The organism is Kibdelosporangium persicum, from assembly GCF_013280595.1.
Classification (GTDB): Bacteria; Actinomycetota; Actinomycetes; order Mycobacteriales; family Pseudonocardiaceae; genus Kibdelosporangium; species Kibdelosporangium persicum.
The window spans coordinates 137,868-157,162 of record NZ_JAAATY010000017.1 but is presented as its reverse complement, the minus strand read 5'-3'; the positions used below and the strand labels follow the sequence as shown (position 1 = coordinate 157,162).

At 68.1% G+C, this 19,295-nt stretch carries 21 protein-coding genes; 8 read left to right on the top strand and 13 right to left on the bottom strand.

The features are described from left to right. Positions 1 to 12: 12 nt before the first annotated feature. Both GC106_RS27760 and GC106_RS27755 read right to left on the bottom strand, forming a co-directional pair. A complete protein-coding gene (locus tag GC106_RS27760) occupies positions 13 to 543 on the bottom strand; it encodes a DoxX family protein (RefSeq protein WP_217281033.1) in 531 nt (176 codons plus the stop codon). A gap of 11 nt (positions 544 to 554) precedes the next feature. Further along, positions 555 to 1,433: a VOC family protein gene (locus GC106_RS27755; RefSeq protein ID WP_173136638.1), complete on the bottom strand. Its 879-nt coding sequence runs from the start codon at positions 1,431 to 1,433 to the stop codon at positions 555 to 557. A gap of 85 nt (positions 1,434 to 1,518) precedes the next feature. On the opposite strand from GC106_RS27755, the gene GC106_RS27750 reads away from it, so the two are divergent. Both GC106_RS27750 and GC106_RS27745 read left to right on the top strand, forming a co-directional pair. Next, positions 1,519 to 2,466, top strand: coding sequence for an Lrp/AsnC family transcriptional regulator (locus GC106_RS27750; protein WP_173136636.1), 948 nt, complete (start codon positions 1,519 to 1,521; stop codon positions 2,464 to 2,466). 238 nt (positions 2,467 to 2,704) lie between these two features. Continuing rightward, positions 2,705 to 3,931, top strand: a complete 1,227-nt coding sequence (locus GC106_RS27745; protein ID WP_173136634.1) for a PQQ-dependent sugar dehydrogenase — start codon at positions 2,705 to 2,707, stop codon at positions 3,929 to 3,931. A gap of 53 nt (positions 3,932 to 3,984) precedes the next feature. On the opposite strand, the gene GC106_RS27740 is transcribed toward GC106_RS27745, so the two are convergent. From GC106_RS27740 to GC106_RS27695, 10 genes are read right to left on the bottom strand one after another with little or no spacing between them, the layout of a single operon-like run. Then, positions 3,985 to 5,436, bottom strand: a complete 1,452-nt coding sequence (locus GC106_RS27740; RefSeq protein WP_173136632.1) for an NAD-dependent succinate-semialdehyde dehydrogenase — start codon at positions 5,434 to 5,436, stop codon at positions 3,985 to 3,987. Continuing rightward, positions 5,433 to 6,554, bottom strand: a complete 1,122-nt coding sequence (locus GC106_RS27735) for an iron-containing alcohol dehydrogenase family protein (RefSeq protein WP_312872891.1) — start codon at positions 6,552 to 6,554, stop codon at positions 5,433 to 5,435. The genes GC106_RS27740 and GC106_RS27735 overlap by 4 nt, the downstream gene beginning before the upstream one ends. After that, positions 6,544 to 7,446, bottom strand: coding sequence for an NAD(P)-dependent oxidoreductase (locus GC106_RS27730; RefSeq protein ID WP_173136628.1), 903 nt, complete (start codon positions 7,444 to 7,446; stop codon positions 6,544 to 6,546). The genes GC106_RS27735 and GC106_RS27730 overlap by 11 nt, the downstream gene beginning before the upstream one ends. Further along, positions 7,443 to 8,933, bottom strand: coding sequence for an aldehyde dehydrogenase (locus GC106_RS27725; RefSeq protein ID WP_173136626.1), 1,491 nt, complete (start codon positions 8,931 to 8,933; stop codon positions 7,443 to 7,445). Before GC106_RS27725 ends, GC106_RS27730 begins: the two co-directional genes overlap by 4 nt. Next, positions 8,921 to 10,027: a mandelate racemase/muconate lactonizing enzyme family protein gene (locus tag GC106_RS27720; protein ID WP_173136624.1), complete on the bottom strand. Its 1,107-nt coding sequence runs from the start codon at positions 10,025 to 10,027 to the stop codon at positions 8,921 to 8,923. Before GC106_RS27720 ends, GC106_RS27725 begins: the two co-directional genes overlap by 13 nt. Then, complete coding sequence (gene fae / locus GC106_RS27715; RefSeq protein ID WP_173136622.1) at positions 10,024 to 10,527, bottom strand: formaldehyde-activating enzyme; 504 nt, start codon at positions 10,525 to 10,527, stop codon at positions 10,024 to 10,026. The genes GC106_RS27720 and fae overlap by 4 nt, the downstream gene beginning before the upstream one ends. Then, complete coding sequence (locus GC106_RS27710) at positions 10,524 to 11,456, bottom strand: glycine betaine ABC transporter substrate-binding protein (RefSeq protein ID WP_173136620.1); 933 nt, start codon at positions 11,454 to 11,456, stop codon at positions 10,524 to 10,526. The genes fae and GC106_RS27710 overlap by 4 nt, the downstream gene beginning before the upstream one ends. 16 nt (positions 11,457 to 11,472) lie before the next feature. After that, entirely contained in the window at positions 11,473 to 12,237 is a 765-nt protein-coding gene (locus tag GC106_RS49460; protein WP_173136618.1) for an ABC transporter permease, read from the bottom strand. Continuing rightward, positions 12,218 to 13,213 carry an ABC transporter ATP-binding protein gene (locus tag GC106_RS27700; RefSeq protein WP_173136616.1) on the bottom strand — a complete coding sequence of 332 codons (996 nt, stop codon included), beginning with the start codon at positions 13,211 to 13,213 and terminating at the stop codon, positions 12,218 to 12,220. Before GC106_RS27700 ends, GC106_RS49460 begins: the two co-directional genes overlap by 20 nt. After that, positions 13,206 to 13,853: an ABC transporter permease gene (locus tag GC106_RS27695; RefSeq protein ID WP_173136614.1), complete on the bottom strand. Its 648-nt coding sequence runs from the start codon at positions 13,851 to 13,853 to the stop codon at positions 13,206 to 13,208. The genes GC106_RS27700 and GC106_RS27695 overlap by 8 nt, the downstream gene beginning before the upstream one ends. 143 nt (positions 13,854 to 13,996) lie before the next feature. Here GC106_RS27695 and GC106_RS27690 point away from each other — a divergent pair, with 143 nt between their 5' ends. Next, positions 13,997 to 14,773, top strand: a complete 777-nt coding sequence (locus tag GC106_RS27690; RefSeq protein ID WP_173136612.1) for an IclR family transcriptional regulator — start codon at positions 13,997 to 13,999, stop codon at positions 14,771 to 14,773. Between the two features lie 177 nt (positions 14,774 to 14,950). Then, positions 14,951 to 15,466, top strand: coding sequence for a hypothetical protein (locus GC106_RS27685; protein WP_173136610.1), 516 nt, complete (start codon positions 14,951 to 14,953; stop codon positions 15,464 to 15,466). Positions 15,467 to 15,508: 42 nt separating this feature from the next. On the opposite strand, the gene GC106_RS27680 is transcribed toward GC106_RS27685, so the two are convergent. Then, positions 15,509 to 16,348 carry a helix-turn-helix domain-containing protein gene (locus GC106_RS27680; protein WP_173136608.1) on the bottom strand — a complete coding sequence of 280 codons (840 nt, stop codon included), beginning with the start codon at positions 16,346 to 16,348 and terminating at the stop codon, positions 15,509 to 15,511. Between the two features lie 217 nt (positions 16,349 to 16,565). Here GC106_RS27680 and GC106_RS27675 point away from each other — a divergent pair, with 217 nt between their 5' ends. From GC106_RS27675 to GC106_RS27660, 4 genes are all read left to right on the top strand, one after another. Continuing rightward, positions 16,566 to 17,564 (top strand): RNA polymerase subunit sigma-70, encoded by a 999-nt coding sequence (locus GC106_RS27675; RefSeq protein ID WP_173136606.1) that lies wholly within the window; start codon positions 16,566 to 16,568, stop codon positions 17,562 to 17,564. 156 nt (positions 17,565 to 17,720) lie between these two features. Beyond that, entirely contained in the window at positions 17,721 to 18,302 is a 582-nt protein-coding gene (locus GC106_RS27670) for a suppressor of fused domain protein (protein WP_173136604.1), read from the top strand. Between the two features lie 47 nt (positions 18,303 to 18,349). After that, positions 18,350 to 18,550: a hypothetical protein gene (locus GC106_RS27665; RefSeq protein ID WP_173136594.1), complete on the top strand. Its 201-nt coding sequence runs from the start codon at positions 18,350 to 18,352 to the stop codon at positions 18,548 to 18,550. Continuing rightward, positions 18,551 to 19,117 (top strand): DUF6346 domain-containing protein, encoded by a 567-nt coding sequence (locus GC106_RS27660; RefSeq protein WP_173136592.1) that lies wholly within the window; start codon positions 18,551 to 18,553, stop codon positions 19,115 to 19,117. It begins immediately after the preceding gene. The last annotated feature ends 178 nt before the right edge of the window (positions 19,118 to 19,295 follow it).

Genomic DNA, 19,295 nt, shown 5'->3' with positions numbered 1-19,295 from the left:
AGCGGCGATCGGCTAGTTCGGAGTCGAGGTTCGCGCCGGTCGCAGTGCGGTGAGGATGCGACGCGCCCACGGTTTGTGGGCGGCTCCGGCTGCCCAGAGCGCGACCGCGATGAAGAGGATCTGCTCCGGGATTCGGAACCACAGGGGCGTGGGTGGGTCGTCACCCAGTGGCACGTCGGCAAGGGCCGCGTGGATATTGGCCGGGACCATCAGCACGAAGAGAACGGCGAGGCTGACGCCCGCCATGGAGCGGGTCCTGGCCAGGACAAGGCCCAGCGCGCCGAGCAGTTCCAACACGCCGGTCACGTAGACCATCAGGTGCGGGAACGGAACGAACGGCGGAACCATGGCAACCAGGTCCGCGTGATTGGGTATCGCCGTGACGGTCGCTGGGGCGAAGTGCGCGGCTCCTGTGGCCACGAGCATCACCGCCAGGCCATGCGCCGCACTGACTCTCCAGGTGGCGAACCGGCCGACGCCCAGGGCGCCGAGCAGGCGGAATCCCAGGCAAGGGCCGAGAAGAAGCATCAGGGTCGTGAACATGACGATCTCTTTCAAGGGGTGTTGGTGAAGAACAGGCCGGCGCCATAGGCGTCGCGTGCCGAGACGAAGAACCCGTGCGGGGTTGACCGGGTGGGCACGTCGTTGCTGTCGACGATCGTGCGGGCGTGGTCGACGTCGTGGACCAGGACGGTCATGGCGGCGAGGTACGACGGGGCCGGTGCGGGCTCCCCCGGTAGCACCTGTTCGGCGTCGGAGGCGCGCACGATCTCCAGCCGCCCGCCTGCCAGGTCGAGGCTGGTACAAGGACCGTTCTGCGTGGGGGTTGCCTGCAGCAGGTGGGTGTACCTGTCGGTGATCGCGTCGAACTCGGCGTCGTCGGCCACCACGAGCACGCCGCTGAGGCCGTAGGCGCCGTTGTGGTGCTTGAGGTAGCGCGGCTGGTGCACGTATTCGCGGGTCAGGTGCTGGGCGATACCCAGATAGCCCTCGGGTGTGGCGCGGGGGTCGACGTGCACGGCACGAGCCCGGACGGTGCGCGTGCCGTCCTCGGTGTCGACGTCGCGTTCCAGATCGAGCACACCTGAGGTGCGCAGCCCGGCACCCTCAAGGCGTCGGCTGACCGTCTCGGGGTCGTCGGTGTCGAAGTTGAGCAACCGGAACCCCTCGTACTGGTCGGCCATCGCCTTGGTGTGCCAGGGATCGGGTGCCGACTCGTCCACGATGCCGAGCAGCTCGATGTACGCCCCGCCGAACAGCGCGCACCGGTTGGCCGTGCACCCCGGCACCGGCGGCTCACCGGGCCGCGCGCTGAGCAGGTGCCGCGAGCGGGGACTCAGCGTGAACCCGAACGAGGTGTACAGCCGCTCCAGCCCGTCGAGGTCACGGGTCAGAATCCCGGTGTGGTGAATGCCCTGGATGTCAGAGTTCATGCCACCGATGCTGCGGCGACCGCCTGCCGCCGGCCCGGAATGACCGGTACCACGCCGTGATCCGACATCGGCTTACCCTGACCAGGTGGATTCGGTCATGCTCGACACCCTCGACCTCCAACTGCTGCACGCGCTCCAGCTGGACGGGCGCGCCCCGTTCAGCAAGATCGCCGAGGTCCTCGACGTCTCCGACCGCACCGTGGCCCGCCGCTACGGCAGGCTCCGCGGCAGCGGCGTGGTTCGCGTGACCGGCACACTCGACAGCCACCGCGCCGGACACGCGGAATGGCTACTGCGGCTACGGGTCCACCCTCGACACACCGGCGCTGTGGCCGGCGCCCTCGCCCGTCGCCCGGACACCGCGTGGGTGAGCGTGCTGTCCAGCGGCGCCGAGATCGTCTGCCTCGTCCGGGTTCCCGCGGGCGGCCCCGCACCCCTGGAAGCACTGGCCCGCCATCCGCAGATCCTCGACGTCACCTCACAACGGCTGCTGCGCCACCTGATGGACCACCGCTGGCTCGGCCGCACGTCCGCGCTCACCGCCGAGCAGATCACCGCGCTGCGTCCACCCGACACCAGCGACATCGCCACGGTCACTCTCACCGACCTGGACCGTCGCCTGTTCCCCGCGCTCGCCGCCGACGGCCGTGCCGCCTACCCGCACCTCGCCCGAGAGGCCGGCTGGTCGGAATCCGCCGTCCGCCGCCGCCTCAACGAACTACGCCGGTCCCGCCTGCTCCAACTCGACGTCGAGGTCGACCCGACGCTGTTCGGCTTCTCCGTCCAGTGCCTGCTCTGGCTGACCGTCACCCCGTCCCGGCTCACCGCCGTCACCCACACCCTCGCCGCGGACCCCGAAACCGCCTTCGTCGGTGCGATCACCGGCCAGCACAACCTGATCGCCATCGTGATCTGCCGAGACTCGGAAACCCTCTACACCCACCTCACCGACCGAGTCAGCACCCTCCCCGGCGTCGAACGAACAGAAACAGCACTGATCACGTCCTACACCAAACGCGTCGCCCCACCCTGACCTCAACCACCGCCCCGGCACAGGTTCGTATCGACCTCCTGCCGCCGTATAACGCCACAAGCTGGGAGCGTTCCCAGGTTTCCGGCGTTCGTGTGGCCGAGTCCTCGACGTCCTCGTCGGCCGGTATCCGTTTCCCGACCGACAAAAGGCGACGTGACGGCGGGCTGGATGTCGCCGGGAAGTCGTTGTACGGTTGGGAGCGCTCCCAGATCCTCCACCCTGCACGAGGAGCTGAACCATGTCGCGACGGCGTTGTCGCCCGGCCACCATGCTGGCCGGCCTGTTAGTTCTGGCCCTGTCCGCGTTCCTGTCGCCCTCGGTGTCGGTGGCCGGCACACCCGACACCCGTGCGGTGCCACTCGCTGAGCTGACCGTGGCAACCGAACAGGTGGCGTCCGGTCTGCGGCGTCCGATCGCGATCACCGGGCTGCCGGACGGCCGGATGCTGATCGCGGAGAAGGACGGCACCGTCCGGTCCTACCACCCCGACACCGGCTTGGCGGCCGAGCCGGTGCTCGACCTGACCGCCCGGATCGACACGTCGGACAACGAGCGCGGCCTCCTCGGCATCACGCCTGCGCCGAACTTCGCGAGGACCGGAATCCTCTACGTGTCCTACACGAGCCTGCCTGCCGGCGCGCTCACCCTGGCGCGCGTGCCGCTCAGCGCTCCCGACCGGCTGCAAGTGCTGCTCACCCAGGAGCACGCCGAGTACGGCAACCACAACGGCGGACAGGTCGCCTTCGGCCGCGACGGATATCTCTACTGGTCGACGGGCGACGGCGGCCACGCGAACGACCCGTTCAAGGCCGGTCAGAACCTCGGCACCCTGCTCGGCAAGATCGTGCGGATCGACGTGAACCGCACCTGCGGGGCGAAGCCCTACTGCGTGCCCGCCGGCAACCCGTTCGTCCGGGTGGCGGGCGCGCGGCCGGAAATCTGGCTCTACGGGCTGCGTAACGCGTGGCGGTTCTCCGTCGACCCGGTCGACGGCTCGCTGTGGATCGGTGACGTCGGCCAGGGCCTGGTCGAGGAGATCAACCACATCCGCCCGTGGCAGGGTGGGGCGAACCTCGGCTGGTCCTGCCGGGAGGGCACCCCGGTGTTCGACCCGCAGCAATGCCGGCCGGGCGTGCGGTACACCGACCCGGTCTTCGAGTACGACCACTACAACGACAACTGCTCGGTGACCGGCGGCGTGGTGTACCGAGGCTCCCGGACCCCGGAGGCACGAGGCACCTACGTCGCGAGCGACTACTGCTCGACCCGTGTGTTCGCCGTGCGTCCCAAGTCCGGGGGCGGCTACGAGACCGCCACGATCGGCAACTTCCCCACCCAGCCGACCGCGATCGACGCCGACGTGCACGGCGAGCTGTACGTCCTGAGCGACCTGCCGGGCTGGCTGAGCCGGGTGCGGTTCGAGCGGGTCCAGCCAGCCGCCGGCAGCGGAGTGGCGAACCGCTGAACCTCCGGGGACGACCGCGCCCGGGCGGCCGTCCCCGGCTCACCAGCGACGGCTCAGAGTGCGATGTACTTGGTGTCCAGGTACTCCTGGATGCCGGCCTCGCCGCCTTCCCTGCCCAGTCCGGACTGTTTGACGCCGCCGAAAGGTGCGGCGGCATTGGACACGACACCACGGTTGAGCCCGACCATGCCTGTTCGCAACGCGTCGGCGACGCGCAGCGCGCGGTCGAGGTCTCTGGTGTAGGCGTACGCCACCAAGCCGAACTCGGTCGCGTTGGCCGCGGTGATCGCCTCTTCCTCTGAAGTGAAGGTACTGATGGGCGCGACGGGCCCGAAGATTTCCGTAGTCAGCATCCGGGCGTCAGCCCCAACGCCTGTCAGGACCGTCGGTTCGTAGAAGAAGCCGGCGCGGTTCGGCGCTTGGCCACCGGTGAGCACACGAGCGCCCCGGTCGACCGCCTCCCGCACCAAATCGTCTACTTTGGACCGAGCGGCGGCGTCGATCAGCGGTCCGACCGTTGTGCCGGCGTCGGTTCCGGCACCGAGCCGCTGCTCACGCATCCGCTTGGCGAGAGCAGCCGCGAACTCGTCGGAGACCGACTCGTGGACGAGGAACCTGTTCGCCGCCACGCAGGACTCCCCGCCGTTGCGGAGCTTCGCGAGCATCGCGCCGTCCACCGCCGCGTCGATGTCGGCGTCGGCGAACACCAGGAACGGCGCGTTGCCACCGAGTTCCATGGACGTGCGCTGGACGTTCCTCGCGGCGCTCGCCAAGAGGACGCGGCCGACTTCGGTCGAGCCGGTGAACGACAGCTTGCGCACCCGTTGGTCCGCGAGCAGCGCGTCGACCACCGGTGCGGGGTCGCTGGTCGTGATGATGTTGACCACCCCGGCGGGTACACCGGCGTCGGCCAGCACCTGGCCGAACAGCAAGGCGGTCAGCGGGGTCTGCTCTGCCGGTTTCAGGATCGCGCTGCACCCGGCGGCCAGCGCGGGCGCCACCTTGCGCGTGACCATCGCCAGCGGGAAGTTCCACGGCGTGATCAGCAGGCACGGCCCGACGGGTTGTTTGACCGTCAACTGCCGCGCGTTGCCCTCCGGGGCAATGCGGTAGGTGCCGTTGAGGCGTACGGCCTCCTCGGCGTACCACCGGACGAACTCAGCCGCGTAGGTGACTTCCGCCCGGGACTCGGCCAGTGGCTTGCCCATTTCCAGGGTGATCAGCAGGGCGAAATCGTCGGCCCGCTCGATGAGCGACTCGTAGGTTCGCCGCAGGATCTCGGACCGGACGCGGGGTGCGGTCGCCGACCAGGTGTCGAAGGCGCTGACCGACGCGTCCAGGACGGCGGGCACGTCAGCGGGTGTGGCGTCGGCGACCTCGGTCAGGACGTCCTCGGTCGCCGGGTCGATCACCGGCAGTGTCCCGCCTTGCGCGGACGGCCGCCAGTCGCCGTCGATCAACAGTCCGGTCGGAACGTGGTCCAGTTTCTCAGGGGTGATCTTCACAGGGCGGCCTTCAGCAGCGAGGTCAGTTCGGCGTGGGACGGCATGCGTGGGGTGTTGGAGGTGACCGCGTCGGCCAAGGCACCCATCGCGATCGAGTCGATCATGTCCGGCGTGCAGCCGAGATCGGACAACGTGACCGTGACACCGATCTCGGCGGCCAGGTCATGGCACGCGCTGACGGCGTCCGTCTGGTGCATCGCGTGCGCGACTGTCGCGTAGGCGGTCGCGGCCTGCTCGCGGCTGAACTCCATGACCTCGGCGAGCACGGATGCCAGGGCAAGCCCGTGTACGGCGCCCGTGTGGTTGGTGACGGAGTGGGCGATGCCGTGCACCAATCCCAGGCCGCTGATGCTCAGGGCAAGCCCGGCCAGGTGCGAGGCGAGGATCATCTGCGCGCGGGCCTCGATGTCCTTGCCGTCCCGGACGGCCTGGGGAAGCCAGTGACCGACCATGCCGACTGCCTGAGTCGCGTACGCGGCGGAAATGGGGTTGCTGCCGCGCGAAGCCAAGGATTCGATGCCGTGCACCAGCGCGTCGAACCCGGTGGCCGCGGTGGCACGGGGCGGCAGGCCGACGGTGAGTTCCGGGTCCAGGATAGAGATCCTGGGCTGGACCGAGCCGTGTCCGATGTAGACCTTGCGGTGCGCCGCCCGGTCCTCGATCACCCCGAAACCGTTGGTCTCCGCGCCGGTTCCGGCGGTCGTCGGCACCGCGACCAACGGCAGCCCGGGGTTGTCCGGCTCGTTGCGGTAGTCGAAGTCCCTGGCGACACCGGCGTTGACCGCGAGCAACGCGATTCCCTTCGCGGCGTCGAGGGACGATCCGCCGCCGACCGGGATCACCGCCGCGTCGCCGAACCGGCGCACGAGTGCCGCAGCGGCGTCGATGTCGTCCGTGCCCGGGTTCGGGCCGACCTGGTCGAAGATCTCGTGCCGGACGCCCGCCTTGTCCAGGATGGCCGACACGCGGTCGATGATGCCGGTGGCCCGCATCCCGGTGTCCGTCACCACGAATGCCGTCCTTCCGCCGACCTCGGCGACGGCGTCCGGCAGGTCCTCGACGACGCCACAGCCGAACCGGAGCCTGCCCGCGAACGATACCTCGAAATCAGTGTGCACCAACGCCTCCGAGTCGTAACTGGACCTTGGCGATGTCCTCGTAGAGCCGCACCGGGATCATCTCGCCGGACGCGTCGCCGTAGATCGCCTTGGCCCGGCGGTAGACCTGCTCGACCAGTGCGGACACCTCGACCGGCAGGCCGACATCCCGGCCGAGGTCCACCGCGAGGCCCAAGTCCTTGCACGCCAGGGCCATCGCGAAGGACTCGTCGTAGTCGCCGTTCTCGAGGACGGACCGGATGTCGTTCTCGAGGAAGTTCGAGTTGGCCGGGCTGGCGACCAGGGCGGTCCGCAGCACGTTGAGATCCACGCCGCCCTTGACCCCGAGCGTCAGCACTTCGGCCGTGGCGACAAGGTGCATGAACCACAACAGGTTGATCGCGAGCTTGGTGGTGTAGCCCGTGCCGTGCCCGCCGACGTAGAAGATCCTCTGTGGATCCCCCATGGCTTCGAGGACCGGGCGCTGGGCGATGTACGTCTCCTCCGCGCCGCCCACGAAGATCTGCAACATGCCCGCGGCGGCGCCCTTGGCCATCCCGCTCACCGGCGCGTCCAGCCGGTGGACGCCTCGCAGGTCCAACGCCGCGCCGGCCCGGCGTGCCGCCTCCGGGGTGGAGGTGGACATGTCGATCCAGGTCGAGCCGGGCCGCATCACGCCGACGCAGTCGGCCATGACCGATTCGACCTGACGTGGCCCGGGCAGCATGGTGATCAGCACGTCCGCCGGTTCGGCCGTGTCGAAGGCCGAGCCCGCCCATTTCGCGCCGAGGCCGACGAGTTCGTCAGCGGCTTCCCGACGGACGTCGTGCACGACAACCGGGTATCCGGCGGCAAGCAGGTTGCGGGCCATGGGGCCACCCATGTGGCCGAGACCGATGAAACCGATCGTCATCTCAGGTTGATCCAAGTTGTCTTGAGGCCGGTGTAGCCGTCCAGAGCGTGCAGTGATTTGTCCCGGCCGGTGCCGGAGTCCTTGAAACCGCCGAACGGCGTGATCACGTCGCTGGCGTCGAACGTGTTGACCCACACCGTGCCCGCGCGCAGCCGCCGGGAGATCTGGTGGGCCGCGGTCACGTCCCGGGTCCATACGGCCGCAGCCAGGCCGTAGCGGGTTTCGTTGGCGATCCGGACACCTTCGTCGGTGCCACGGAATGTGGTCGTGGTGAGCACTGGTCCGAATATCTCCTCTTGGGCGACCCTGGTCTCGTTGCGTACGTTGTCGAGCACTGTGGGCTCGACGAAGTAGCCGCCGCTGTCGGTCCGGATCTGGTTGCCGCCGAACGCGACGCTCGCGCCTTCGTCCCGGCCGATGCCGACGTAGCCGAGGATTTTGGCCAGCTGCCGTTCGTCGACGATCGCGCCCATCGTGGTCGCGGGGTCGAGCGGGTCGCCGACCTGGAACGTCGCGGTGACCCGCAGGACCGACTCCAGCAGTTCGTCCTTGATCGCCTCGTCGACGACCAGCCGGGAGCCGGCGTTGCACGTCTGCCCGGCGTTGTAGAAGATGCCCCACGCCACCGCTTCGGCCACGGCCTTCAGGTCGGCGACGTCCGCGAGCACCAGGTGTGGCGACTTCCCACCGGCCTCTATGGACACCGCCTTGCCGTTGGACTCCCCGGCGTACCGCAGCAACAGCCTGCCGACCTCGGCCGACCCGGTGAACGCGATCTTGTCGACGTCCGGGTGCCTGCCCAACGCCTGCCCTGCCCGCTCACCGAGACCCGGCACCACGTTGAACACGCCAGGAGGCAACCCCGCCTCGGCACCGAGCCGGGCGAGCAGCAGCGCGGACAGCGGGGACTGCTCGGCGGGCTTGAGGATCACACTGTTGCCGGTGGCCAGTGCCGGAGCGATCTTCCACGAGGCGATGATCATCGGGTAGTTCCACGGCACCACCGCGGCCACCACTCCCAGCGGTTCGCGGGTGACAAGCGCGAGTGCGTCCGGCCCGGTCGGCGCGATCTCGTCGTACACCTTGTCGATCGCTTCGGCGTACCACTGCAGGCAGTTCGCCGCGCCTGCGACGTCGACCCGGACCGATTCGGCGATCGGCTTGCCCACGTCCAGGGTCTCGGCCAACGCCAACGACTCGGTGTTCTCCCGGATGAGCTCGGCGAACCGCAGCAGAATCCGCTTGCGCTCACGGGGCGGCATGTCGCGCCACACACCGGAGTCGAACGCGCGCCGGGCCGCTCGCACAGCCCGGTCGACGTCCTCGGCATCGGCCGACGCCACTTCGGCGATGACCGATCCGTCACGAGGGCTGACATCGGTGAAGGTCAATCCTGCCGCGGCATCGGTGTAGTCGCCGTCGACGAACAGCCGGGTCTCCGGCCGGAAGGCGGCCGCTTTGTCCAGCCAGGTGGTCAGATCCGCCATCGCGCGATGGCCTCCTCGTCAAGGTCGATCCCGAGACCGGGTCGTTGTGGCACGGCGAGCTGTCCGTCGGCGTCGATCCACACCGGTTCGGTGAGCATGAAGTCCCGGCGCTCGGGTGTCCAGCCGGGCGGGTCGTAGGGGAACTCGAAGAACGGTCCGCCGCCCACACCGGCGGAGACGTGCAGGTTGGCGAGCACACCGATGCCGTTGGTCCAGCTGTGCGGGGTGAAGAACCGGTGCTTGAGCTGGGCGATCTCCGCGATCGTGCGGGCCCGGTGCATGCCGACCGCCAGCACGACGTCCATCTGGTACACGTCCAGTGCGTCGTTTTCCAGATAGGACAACAGGTCGCTCATCGACGGCAGCATCTCCCCCGCCGCGATCCGCATCCCGGTCTTGTCCCGCAGGGTGCGAAGGCCGACCATGTCCTGGTACGGCAACGGTTCCTCGACCCAGTACACGTCGTACTCGCGCAGCCGCTCCACGGTCCGGCGCACGGTCCCGAAGTCCAGTGCCGGCTCGACATCACCGGCCATCCGCCACGACTGGTTCAGGTCGACCATGATCTCGAACCCGTCACCCACCGCGGCACGGACGGCCGCGACCGAGGCGATCCCGTCGGCGAGCCGGTTGCGGTCGATCCGGATCTTCATCGCCCGGAAGCCCTGCTCGACCGCGGCCAACGCCGATTCCGCGCGCTGCTGAGGAGTCCGCAGCTCGCCGCTGGACATGTACACCGGAAGTCGCTTGTGGACGTTGCCGAACAGGGTCGCCACCGGCAGACCGGCCACCTTGCCGACGATGTCCCACAGGGCCACCTCCAGCGGCCAGTACCGGGCCGAGTGGAAGTTCATCGTCTCGATCGCCCGGACGTGCCGGACGATGTCCAACGGGTCCTGACCGAGGAACAGGTGCTCGTAGGCCTCGAACCCGTCCATGGTGTCGCCGGAGCCGACACCGGTGACGCCTTCGTCGGTCTCGACTCGCACGATGGTCGCGTCGAAGTGGGTGCGCGGGATCGGATCCCATGCCGCGTGGAACGGCGGGTCCAGGTCCAGGCGCAGCCGATCAAGCCTGATGCCGGTGATCTTCACACTGTCCCCGGGCGGTAGAAGGGGTTGAACGGTTCGTCCTTGGCCGCCAGCACCTGGTCGACCGTGGGCTGGCCCGTCGCGCCCGCGATCAGCGCGGACTTGGTCGCCTCACGGTTGTTCCGGTAGACGGCGTCCGCGTCGGCGGCTTCCGGGTTGACCCAGACGGCGGCGATCAGGACGAGATGTTCCGTCGCCGTGATCACACCGTCGGCCACCGCGTCCGCCACTCCCGCCGCCACCCCTGCCTGGGCAGGACCCCAGGTCATGGTGCCGTGTTTGTCGTTGGCGATCGCGGCCTTGTTGACGAACAGGGTCGGCGGCTGGACCGGCAGGCCGGGGCGCAGGACCGCCATGAAGGGCGTGTGCCCGGCGCTCGGTGTGGCCAGCGCGGTGGCCCACGCCGTCCCGGCCGGGCCCGGCCGGCTGCCGAGGACGGTGTTGATGTGAGCCGCTTCGGCACCGTCGCCGACGAAGCTCTCACCGATCTGCAGGTCGCTCATCGCAGCAGGCCTTCCTTCTTCAACCACTCGGTGGCGATGTCCTTGAAGTCCTCGCCGTCCACGTCGGCCTTGGCGTTCAGGTCGCGGACGACCTCGGTGGTCAGCTTCTGGCTCAACGGCGCGAGGATGTCCTTGATCTGCGGGTGCTTGTCCAAAGTGGTCTTCTTGAGCGTGGGCGCGCCCTGGTACACGGGGAAGAACTGCTTGTCGTCCCGCAACACGGTCAGGTCAAGCGCCTTGATCCGGCCGTCGGTGGCGAAAACCTCACCGAAGGTGCACGACTCGCCTTTGTCAGTCTCCGTGTAGATGACGCCGGTGTCCAGTGTCTTGATGTTGGACTGCGGGATCTCGATGCCGTACGCCTTCAGCAGGCCGGGAAGCCCGTCCTCACGGGCGGCGAACTCGCTCTCCACGCAGATGGTGACCTCGTTGGGCCTGGACTTGGCCAGCGCGGCGAGGTCCGACATGGACGTGACGGTCAGCTCGTCGCCTTTCTCCTTGCGCACGGCCAGTGCGTAGGTGTTGTTGAAGCTCGCGTTGGGCAGCCAGGCGATGCCGTTGCGCTCCTGGTCCTGTTTGGCCACTTCGTCGTACTGCTGCTTGGGGTCGCTCAGTGGCTTCTCGTTCTTCAGGTAGGTGATCCAGGCGGTGCCGGTGTACTCCCAGTACAGGTCGACCTCGCCGGCTTCGAGTGCCTTGCGGGTGTTGATGGATCCCTTGATCTCCTTGGCCTGCGCTTCGGCGCCGTTGGCGCGCAGCAACGCGGCGGTCATCTCGGCGAGGATGTTCTGTTCGGCGAAATCCTTGGCGCCGACGGTGAACGTGGCACCGTTGAGGGAGCCCTGGCCGGTTGCCTGGGTGTCACTGCCACCGCACGCGCCGGTTAACAGGGCGGCGGCCGAAATGGCGAGGATCATGACGCTGCGCATCGAGGTTTCTCCTATGTCAGACGCCCTTGGGGCGAAGCAGTCGCTCGGCGAGCCCACCGAGCCAGTCCAGGCCGAGGGCGATCACGGCGGTCAGCACACCACCGGTGATCAGGACGGGTGTGCGTTGCAGCTTGATGCCGGCGACGATGATGTCGCCGAGGCCGCCCGCGTTGACGAACGTGGCCACCGTGGCCACACCGACCGCGATGACGATCGTGGTCCGCAAACCGGCGAGCATCACGGGCACAGCGAGGGGAAGTTCGACCAGGCGGAGGATTCGCGACGCACGCATGCCCATTCCGCGCGCGGCCTCCACGAGGCTCTGGTCGACCTGCTGGATGCCCACCACGGTGTTGCGCAGGACCGGGAGTACCGCGGTGACCACCAGCGCGATCAACGCGATCTTGAAGCCGATGCCGAACCACAGCGCCAGCAACACCAGCAACCCGAGCGCGGGCACTGCCTGCCCGATGTTGGCCAGTGCCATCACCACGGGCACCAGGGGTTTCGCCCATCGACGGGTCAGCATGATGCCGAGCGGTACCGCGATGGCCACAACCAGCAGGGTGGCACTGACTGCCAGCAGGATGTGGTCGACGACGGCCCGCCGGACCGCTTCGGCGTTGAGGACACGGGCCTCGATGCTGTCCAGGTTGAGAGACGACACCCACAGCCACAGGACGGCGACGGCAGCGATCAGTCCGATAGGGACAGTGAGGTTCCGCCGGCTCCACCGGGACGGAGTGACCTGGTAAGCGGTGTCAAGCGTCTTGACCGACACGGCTGACCTCCTCGCGCAACAGTCCCGCGATGTCCTCGAAACCGATCACACCCCGCGGATCGCCCTGCTCGTCCAGCACGACCACATGGGACGTTCCCGCCCGCAGCATGATGTCTAGCGCGTCACGGGCGTTCTCCCGGGAACGGACCGTCGGCAGGCCGGACGTCGCCGACAGCTCGGCGAGCCCGGTCAGCATGCCCACGTGCATCAGGCCGAGCTGCTTGATCGCCGCGGCCGAGCCGACGAAGCCCTCGACATAGTCGTTCGCCGGCGCGGCAAGGATTCGGCCAGGTGTGTCGTACTGGGCCACATGGGACTGCTCCGCCAGGACCGCGATGCGGTCACCGAGCTTCACGGCCTCGTCGAAGTCGTGCGTGACGAAGATGATCGTCTTACGCAGTTCCTTCTGCAGACGCAGGAACTCGTTCTGCAGCTTGTCACGGGTGATCGGGTCGGTGGCGCCGAACGGTTCGTCCATCAGCATCACCGGAGGATCGGCGGCCAACGCGCGGGCGACCCCGACTCGTTGCTGCTGACCGCCCGACAACTGCTTGGGCAAGCGGTCGCGGAACGCCGACGGGTCAAGGCCGACCAGCTCCAGCAGTTCGTCGACCCGCCGGGTGATGCGCGCCTTGTCCCAGCCGAGCAGTCTGGGCACGACGGCGATGTTGTCCCGGACCGTCATGTGGGGGAACAGGCCGATCTGCTGGATCACGTAGCCGATCCGGGTACGCAGTTCGTTGGGTTCCAGGGCGAGCACGTTCTCGCCGCCGATGGTGATCTCACCGGATGTCGGCTCGATCAGCCTGTTGATCATCTTCATGGTGGTCGTCTTGCCGCAGCCGGACGGCCCGACGAACACCACGAGTTCCCCGGCGGGGATGTCCAGGCTGACGTTGTCGACGGCCGGTTCGGGCTGCCTGGGGTACTGCTTCGTGACGCGGTCGAGCTGGATGCGCACGCCATGTTCAGACACGGATCCCCCTGGGTGTGGTGTAGCGGCGGATCAGGACGAAGAGCAGGTCGAACAGCAACGCGAGGATCACGACCCCCGCCGTGCCCGCGACCGCCTGGTTGAGCGCGTTGGCCGAACCCTGCCTGGCCAGGCCCGAGAAGATCTCGTTGCCCAGCCCCGGACCGGCGACATAGGCCGCGATCGTGGCGATGGCGAACAGCATCTGGGTCGCCACCCGCACGCCGGTGATGATCACCGGCCAGGCCATCGGCAACTGGACGCGCCACAACACCCGCGCGGGCCTGAGGCCCATTCCCTTCGCCGCTTCGAGGATCGACGCGTCAACCGAGCGCAGCCCGGCCACGGTGTTGCGCACGATCGGCAACAGCGAGTACACCACCAGCGCGACGATCGTCGGCGCCCAGCCAAGCCCGAGCAACGGGATCAGCAAAGCGAGCAAGGCCAGCGAAGGGATCGTCAGCAGGGTCGCGCTCGTGCCGATGGCCAGCCCGCTGTACCGGTCACTGCGCCACGTCAGCGCACCGATCACCACGCCGGCCAGGGTCGCGATCACCACCGACAAGATCACCACAAGTACGTGCTGGGTGGCCTGTTCCAGCAGGTCGTCCCAGCGGTTCTCCAGGTATCGGGAGAAGGTCATCACCGCTCCTTCACACCGGTGCGACCACGGCGTCGGACCGGTGTGAGGAAGCTAAGACCCGAGTTGGCGTGAGAGCAATGAACGGGGCTGGAATCGCAACAATAGTTGCTTTCAGAGCAACACCCCGGCTAGCGTGCTCACGCATGGGATCCACGGGGTTACGTCGTGACATCGACCTGCTCGAAGTCCTGGCCGGCCAGGAAGCACAACGCCGGGGCGGTCTCGGCGTGCTCAGAGTCGCGACGCTGACCGGCCGGGAGAAGAGCCAGGTCTCCCGCGCGCTGCGGGCACTCGAGGACGAGGGAATCGTCGAACGCGACCCGGACACCCTGGAGTACCGCCTGGGATGGCGCCTGTTCTCGCTGGTCGCCCGCTCCACCCACAGCCGCCTGGTGCAGGCCGCCGAGCCGGTCATGCACCGTCTCGCGCACGCGTTGGAGGAAACGTGCCACCTGTGTGTCCTCCGTGGACAGGAGGTCGTCACCCTGCTGTCGATCTCGCCGGGGCACGAATTCCGTGCGCACGGCTGGGAAGGGCGCGGTGTACCCGTGCACTGCACGTCGGCAGGCCGCGTGCTGTTGATGGACGCGACACCGGACGAACTGCACGTTCGCTTCCCCGACGGGGAGTTCCCGCAGGGTGAGCACCACACGCCGGTGCGGACCATCGCCGAGCTGTGGACCAAGATCTCCCATGCCCGGGAGGCCGGTTTCGCCTACGTGGACGAGGAATTCGAGCCCGGCCTGGTCGGCACCTCCGCGCCGATCCGCGATTTCCGCGGCCGTGTGGTGGCCGCGCTGAACGTGTCCGCCCCCAAGGAACGCCTCGGCGAGACCCTCATCGAGGCCGCACGCGAAACCGCCCGCGCCACGTCCGCGATCTCGGAACTGCTCGGCTGGCTACCGCGCAAACCGTCCTGAACGAGCCTTCCAGCTGGGCGTACTGCCGTGATGGCGCGTCGTGCTTCGCGGTTGCCCGTTGTCCGGAGATTGTCCATCCAGCTTGTCCACCTCTCGCCTGACATCGCCGCCGAGCGGTCTGGTTGTCCCACATCCGCATCTGCGCACGCCGATGTGGGAGGAAGAGAGGAGATCGTCATGAACGAAACCGGACAGGCGCGCAGCCGCCACCGCTGGGCCCGGCCCGCGGCCGGACTGCTGGCGTTGCTCACCACGCTGCTGGCGGCCGCGCTCACCCTTGGTGGTGGCACGGCATCGGCCGCGACCCCGTCGACAAGCACGGCAACCGATGTCCGGCTCACACCAGCACAGGCCGGCCAGTTCACCCGACAGGTCGACATGCTGGCCGGTGAGATGAAGATCAACGGCACTGCTTGCCTGCAGTTGGATCCGGTGCCCTATCCGTGTGGATGGGTCTTCAGCAAGAGCATGAGCCAGGCCATCTGGAAGGCGGTGGTGAACAAGCCGATCACCGCCGTCGCCAACTATTGCCGGGATCTGTTGCCTGGTGGACTCGACTGGGTCTGTGACCGCGTCGCGAACACGCTCAGGAACCTGACCGCACCGAACGGGCGGTGCCTGTTCATCGGCGCCAAGATCAGCTCGCGAGGCCTTGTCCCGGTCGTCAAGTACACCACTCAGCACTGCGTGTGATGTACGTTCCCTGGAGGCCGTCGCCCATGCGGCGGCCTCCGGCTACCCGCAGCGCGTGCGGGCGACCGGACCATCACCTTCCGGCGTCTGCACGTATGCCTCGGCGTACACACAACCGGCGGCGGACGACAGTATGTTGCCGTAGCTTTCCGGATACTCCCCCGCGAAGGCGCTCGGTGCAGCCACCGAGTCGGCCGGTCGTCTCGCGGTGATGTGCACGCGTCGCTGCTGGTTGTGCGGCCCCTTGACCAGGCCCCAACTGGCCCGGCACACCGGGTCGTGGCGCAGCAGCAGGCGGCCGAAGCCGACCTCGCCGGGAAGCCGGACCGGCACCTCGTCCAAGGTGATCACTCTGTGCGCGACGTCAGGAGAGGCGCACCTGGTCCGGATCGGATCCATGCCGTCGGCGGGCGCGTCCGGGTTGGGCTGTTGTTCCTCAACGATTCGCCACGCCGCCGGGGAGACATCGGGAGAGTTGCCTGCCCGGTCCGGCAGCAGCACGACGGCGAGCACCACGGCGGCCACCACGACACCGATCAGGCCGAGCGCGATCGGTGACCGCAGCCGACGCTTCGACGACCGCGTCTCGACGACGTTCGGTTCGGGTTCGGACGGCCGTGGGGAGATCAGCTCCCTGGTCTGCTCCCAGCGTTGCCGCCATTCGCGTTCGTCACCGCCGCAGGTTCGGACGAACGCGGCGGTAACAGCCCACGTCGGCAGTTGCTGGCCTCTCGTGGCCTCGTGCACCGCCGACTTGCTGTAGTTGGTCTTGATCGCCAGCTGCTCGTAAGTGAGACCCGCGGCATTGCGCAACGCCCGCAGCTCGTTCGCGAACTCCGCGACGGGGCCGGTCACCAGCAATGGTTTTTCCGGCCGTGCCACCCGTCTCACCCCCGGCACTGCTCCTGACAGCGGCATCCGATTGTGCACGCAGCCAACGTCGACAAGCCACCCATAGTCACGAATCGTTACCACGAGTGTAGGCATCGGACGTCCCGCATCCGAGGGACGTCATGGCCTCATACACCGAGTGATGAGTTTTCGCGCCCGCACCCGTCACACGTACGACGGGACACGGACAAAGCGGAAGGATGACGTGATGAGTGCGGACACGCGGCTGGAGGAGCTGGGCGTGAGCGGTCTGGGCGAGGTCGACGAGCCGACGTTCTCGGGGCTGGCCGAGCGGCACCGGCGGGAGTTGCACGTGCACTGTTACCGGATGCTCGGGTCGTTCGAGGACGCGGAGGACACCGTGCAGGAGACGCTCCTCCGTGCCTGGCGGCGGCGGGAGACCTTCGAGGGGCGGTCGACGTTCCGGGCCTGGCTGTACGGGATCGCCACCAACGCCTGCCTGGACCTGCTGGCCAAATGCCGCCCGCAGCCTGCCACCGGCGGCGAGGTGCTGTGGCTGCAGCCCTACCCGGACCGGCTGCTCGACGAGCTGCCCGCGGGCGACGCGGACGAGCCGGAAACCGTCGCCGTCGCGCGGGAGACGATCGAGCTGGCGTACCTGGTCGCAGTCCAGCACCTCGCGCCGCGCCCGCGGGCCGTGCTGATCCTGCGGGACGTGCTCGGCTGGCCCGCGAAGGACGTCGCGGAGCTGCTCGGGGACTCCGTCAACTCGGTGAACAGCGCGCTGCAGCGGGCCCGCGCCGGCATGCGGGAGCACCTGCCCGCCGAGCGGCAGGACTGGACCGGCGGCGAGGAGGACGCCGCGACGCGCGAGCTGGTCCGCCGCTATACCGACGCCAGCGTGGCCACCGACATCAACATGCTCGCCGCATTGCTGCGGGACGACGTCCGCTGCTCGATGCCGCCCACGCCGGGCGTGTACGTCGGCCGCGAAGCGGTGGTGAACGACTGGATCGAGAGCGGCTTCGGGGGCATGCAGGGCCTGCGCACCGTCCTCACCGCCGTGAACCGGCAGCCCGCCGTCGCCGTCTACCAGTGGCGCGAGCGGGAGGGCGCGTACCTGCCGTTGACGATCGACGTCCTGCGCGTCACCGGCGGCGCGATCACCGAGATCATCACGTTCCACGACGACCAGTTCCCGCGGCTCGGGCTGCCGGAGCGCCTGCCGGCGGACGGCACGGAGTAGTTCCCGATACGGACGCTCGCGCCGTGCGGTGGCAGAACGCCGGCCGCCGCACGGCAAGGGTGCCGCGCACCTGGACCGATTGACGGACAACACGGGATGTCGGCATGTCCGGCGTTGGGAATCTCGGCTCGTGTCTCGCGACGCGATGCTTGCACCATGGGCCAGCGAATCCAGACCCTGCAGCTACTCCACCACCTCGAGACCTACACCGGCGAGCACAGAGGAACCGAGTCCCAGCCACACAACCGCCCCCACTGCCAGTACAGCCTCGAACGGTTCGACCACACCGCGGCCAGCCTGACCACGATCACCAGCAACGGCCTGCGCTTCCTGGACAACGACGCACCATTCGGCGAAGAGATCGCCTGCACACTGCGCACCTCACAAGCCGGATACACGCGCGCCATCATCGGCGCGATGTGCGAGTACGTCACCCAGAACCGAACCGGCATCGAGTACACCCAAATCTTCGACAACGACACCGAACTTTTCGACGGCACAGGCAAACAAGGCCTGCTCGCCGCCACACATCCCTACTTCGCCACAGGATTCAACTACCTCACCCAAGGGCCGACGGCCACGCTGACAAGGGAGGTCGTCAACCTGCAGATCGTCACCCTCATCCCCATCACCAGACAAGAGATCGAACTCGCCGCACGCGACACCGACCTGCTCTACGACCACTGGGACGAAACCAACCCCGACCTGCTCGACATCGTCAGACCAACCACGATCTGACACCCAGTGCCTGCCCCAGCCGTCCGGCGGAGATCCAGCTGGGCCGGGTGGCGAACAAGACGATCAAGGACACCACGAAGACACTCGACGCGCTCGCACCGAACTCAGGCAGGCTCAAGGCATACACAGACTACGTTGATCGGATGGGCAACTCGACGATCGGCCAACGGCTCAACGGCATGGGCACAAAGGTGGTCAAGGAAGGAACGAAGGCGACCAACGAGACCGTGAACCCCGATGAGGCCTGAGTGAGCCCGGACCGCCGGATCTACCACTGGCCGGCCATCGCCCTGGCCAGTCTGCTCGTCGCGCTCGGCATCTGGGCGTTCATCTCGGTGCAGCACCGGATGGGCCTCGTCACGGGCGAGGTTCCCCAAGCCCAGCGCAGCGGCAAGGCCCACGTGCGGTCGTGCTCCCCCGACGCCGTGTACCTGTGGATCACTTGGACCTGTGACGCGCAGGTCCACTGGGACGGCGAGCAGAACGCGGTCGCTGAGCGGGTGATCTCGGTGCGCGAACTCACCGGCATCGTGGACGTCCACGAACGCGACGTTCCCCGCAAGCGGGTCAGCACATCCCGGGAAGTCGTGCCGAGAGACTTCCCGGGCAGAAGCGACGGCGCGTTGTTCTTCGTGATGATGATGGGTTTCCCGATCCTCGGCGCGGCCGCCGGTTACCTCGCCGGCACCCGGCTGGCCAGGCTGCTGCCCGAGCCACCCAGGAAACCAGCGAAACTCACCCTGCGCTCGAGAATGACCGGCCGGCGAGAACGCGACAAGCGATTCAACGGTCCCCGCAAGCGTCGGCGCACGTAAGGGGCGAACCGGACCTCCGACAACCACGGCACCGCGATCAGAACCTGCCCAGCCAGGAATCCCGAGGCCACCTCGTGACAGGCACCCGGGTCTGAGCCCTGCCGCCGGATCGCATCGCGTCGTCGCGGGTGTTTTTAGGCCAGACTTCGCCTTCTTGTGGTGAACCGTGGCTCCTGTG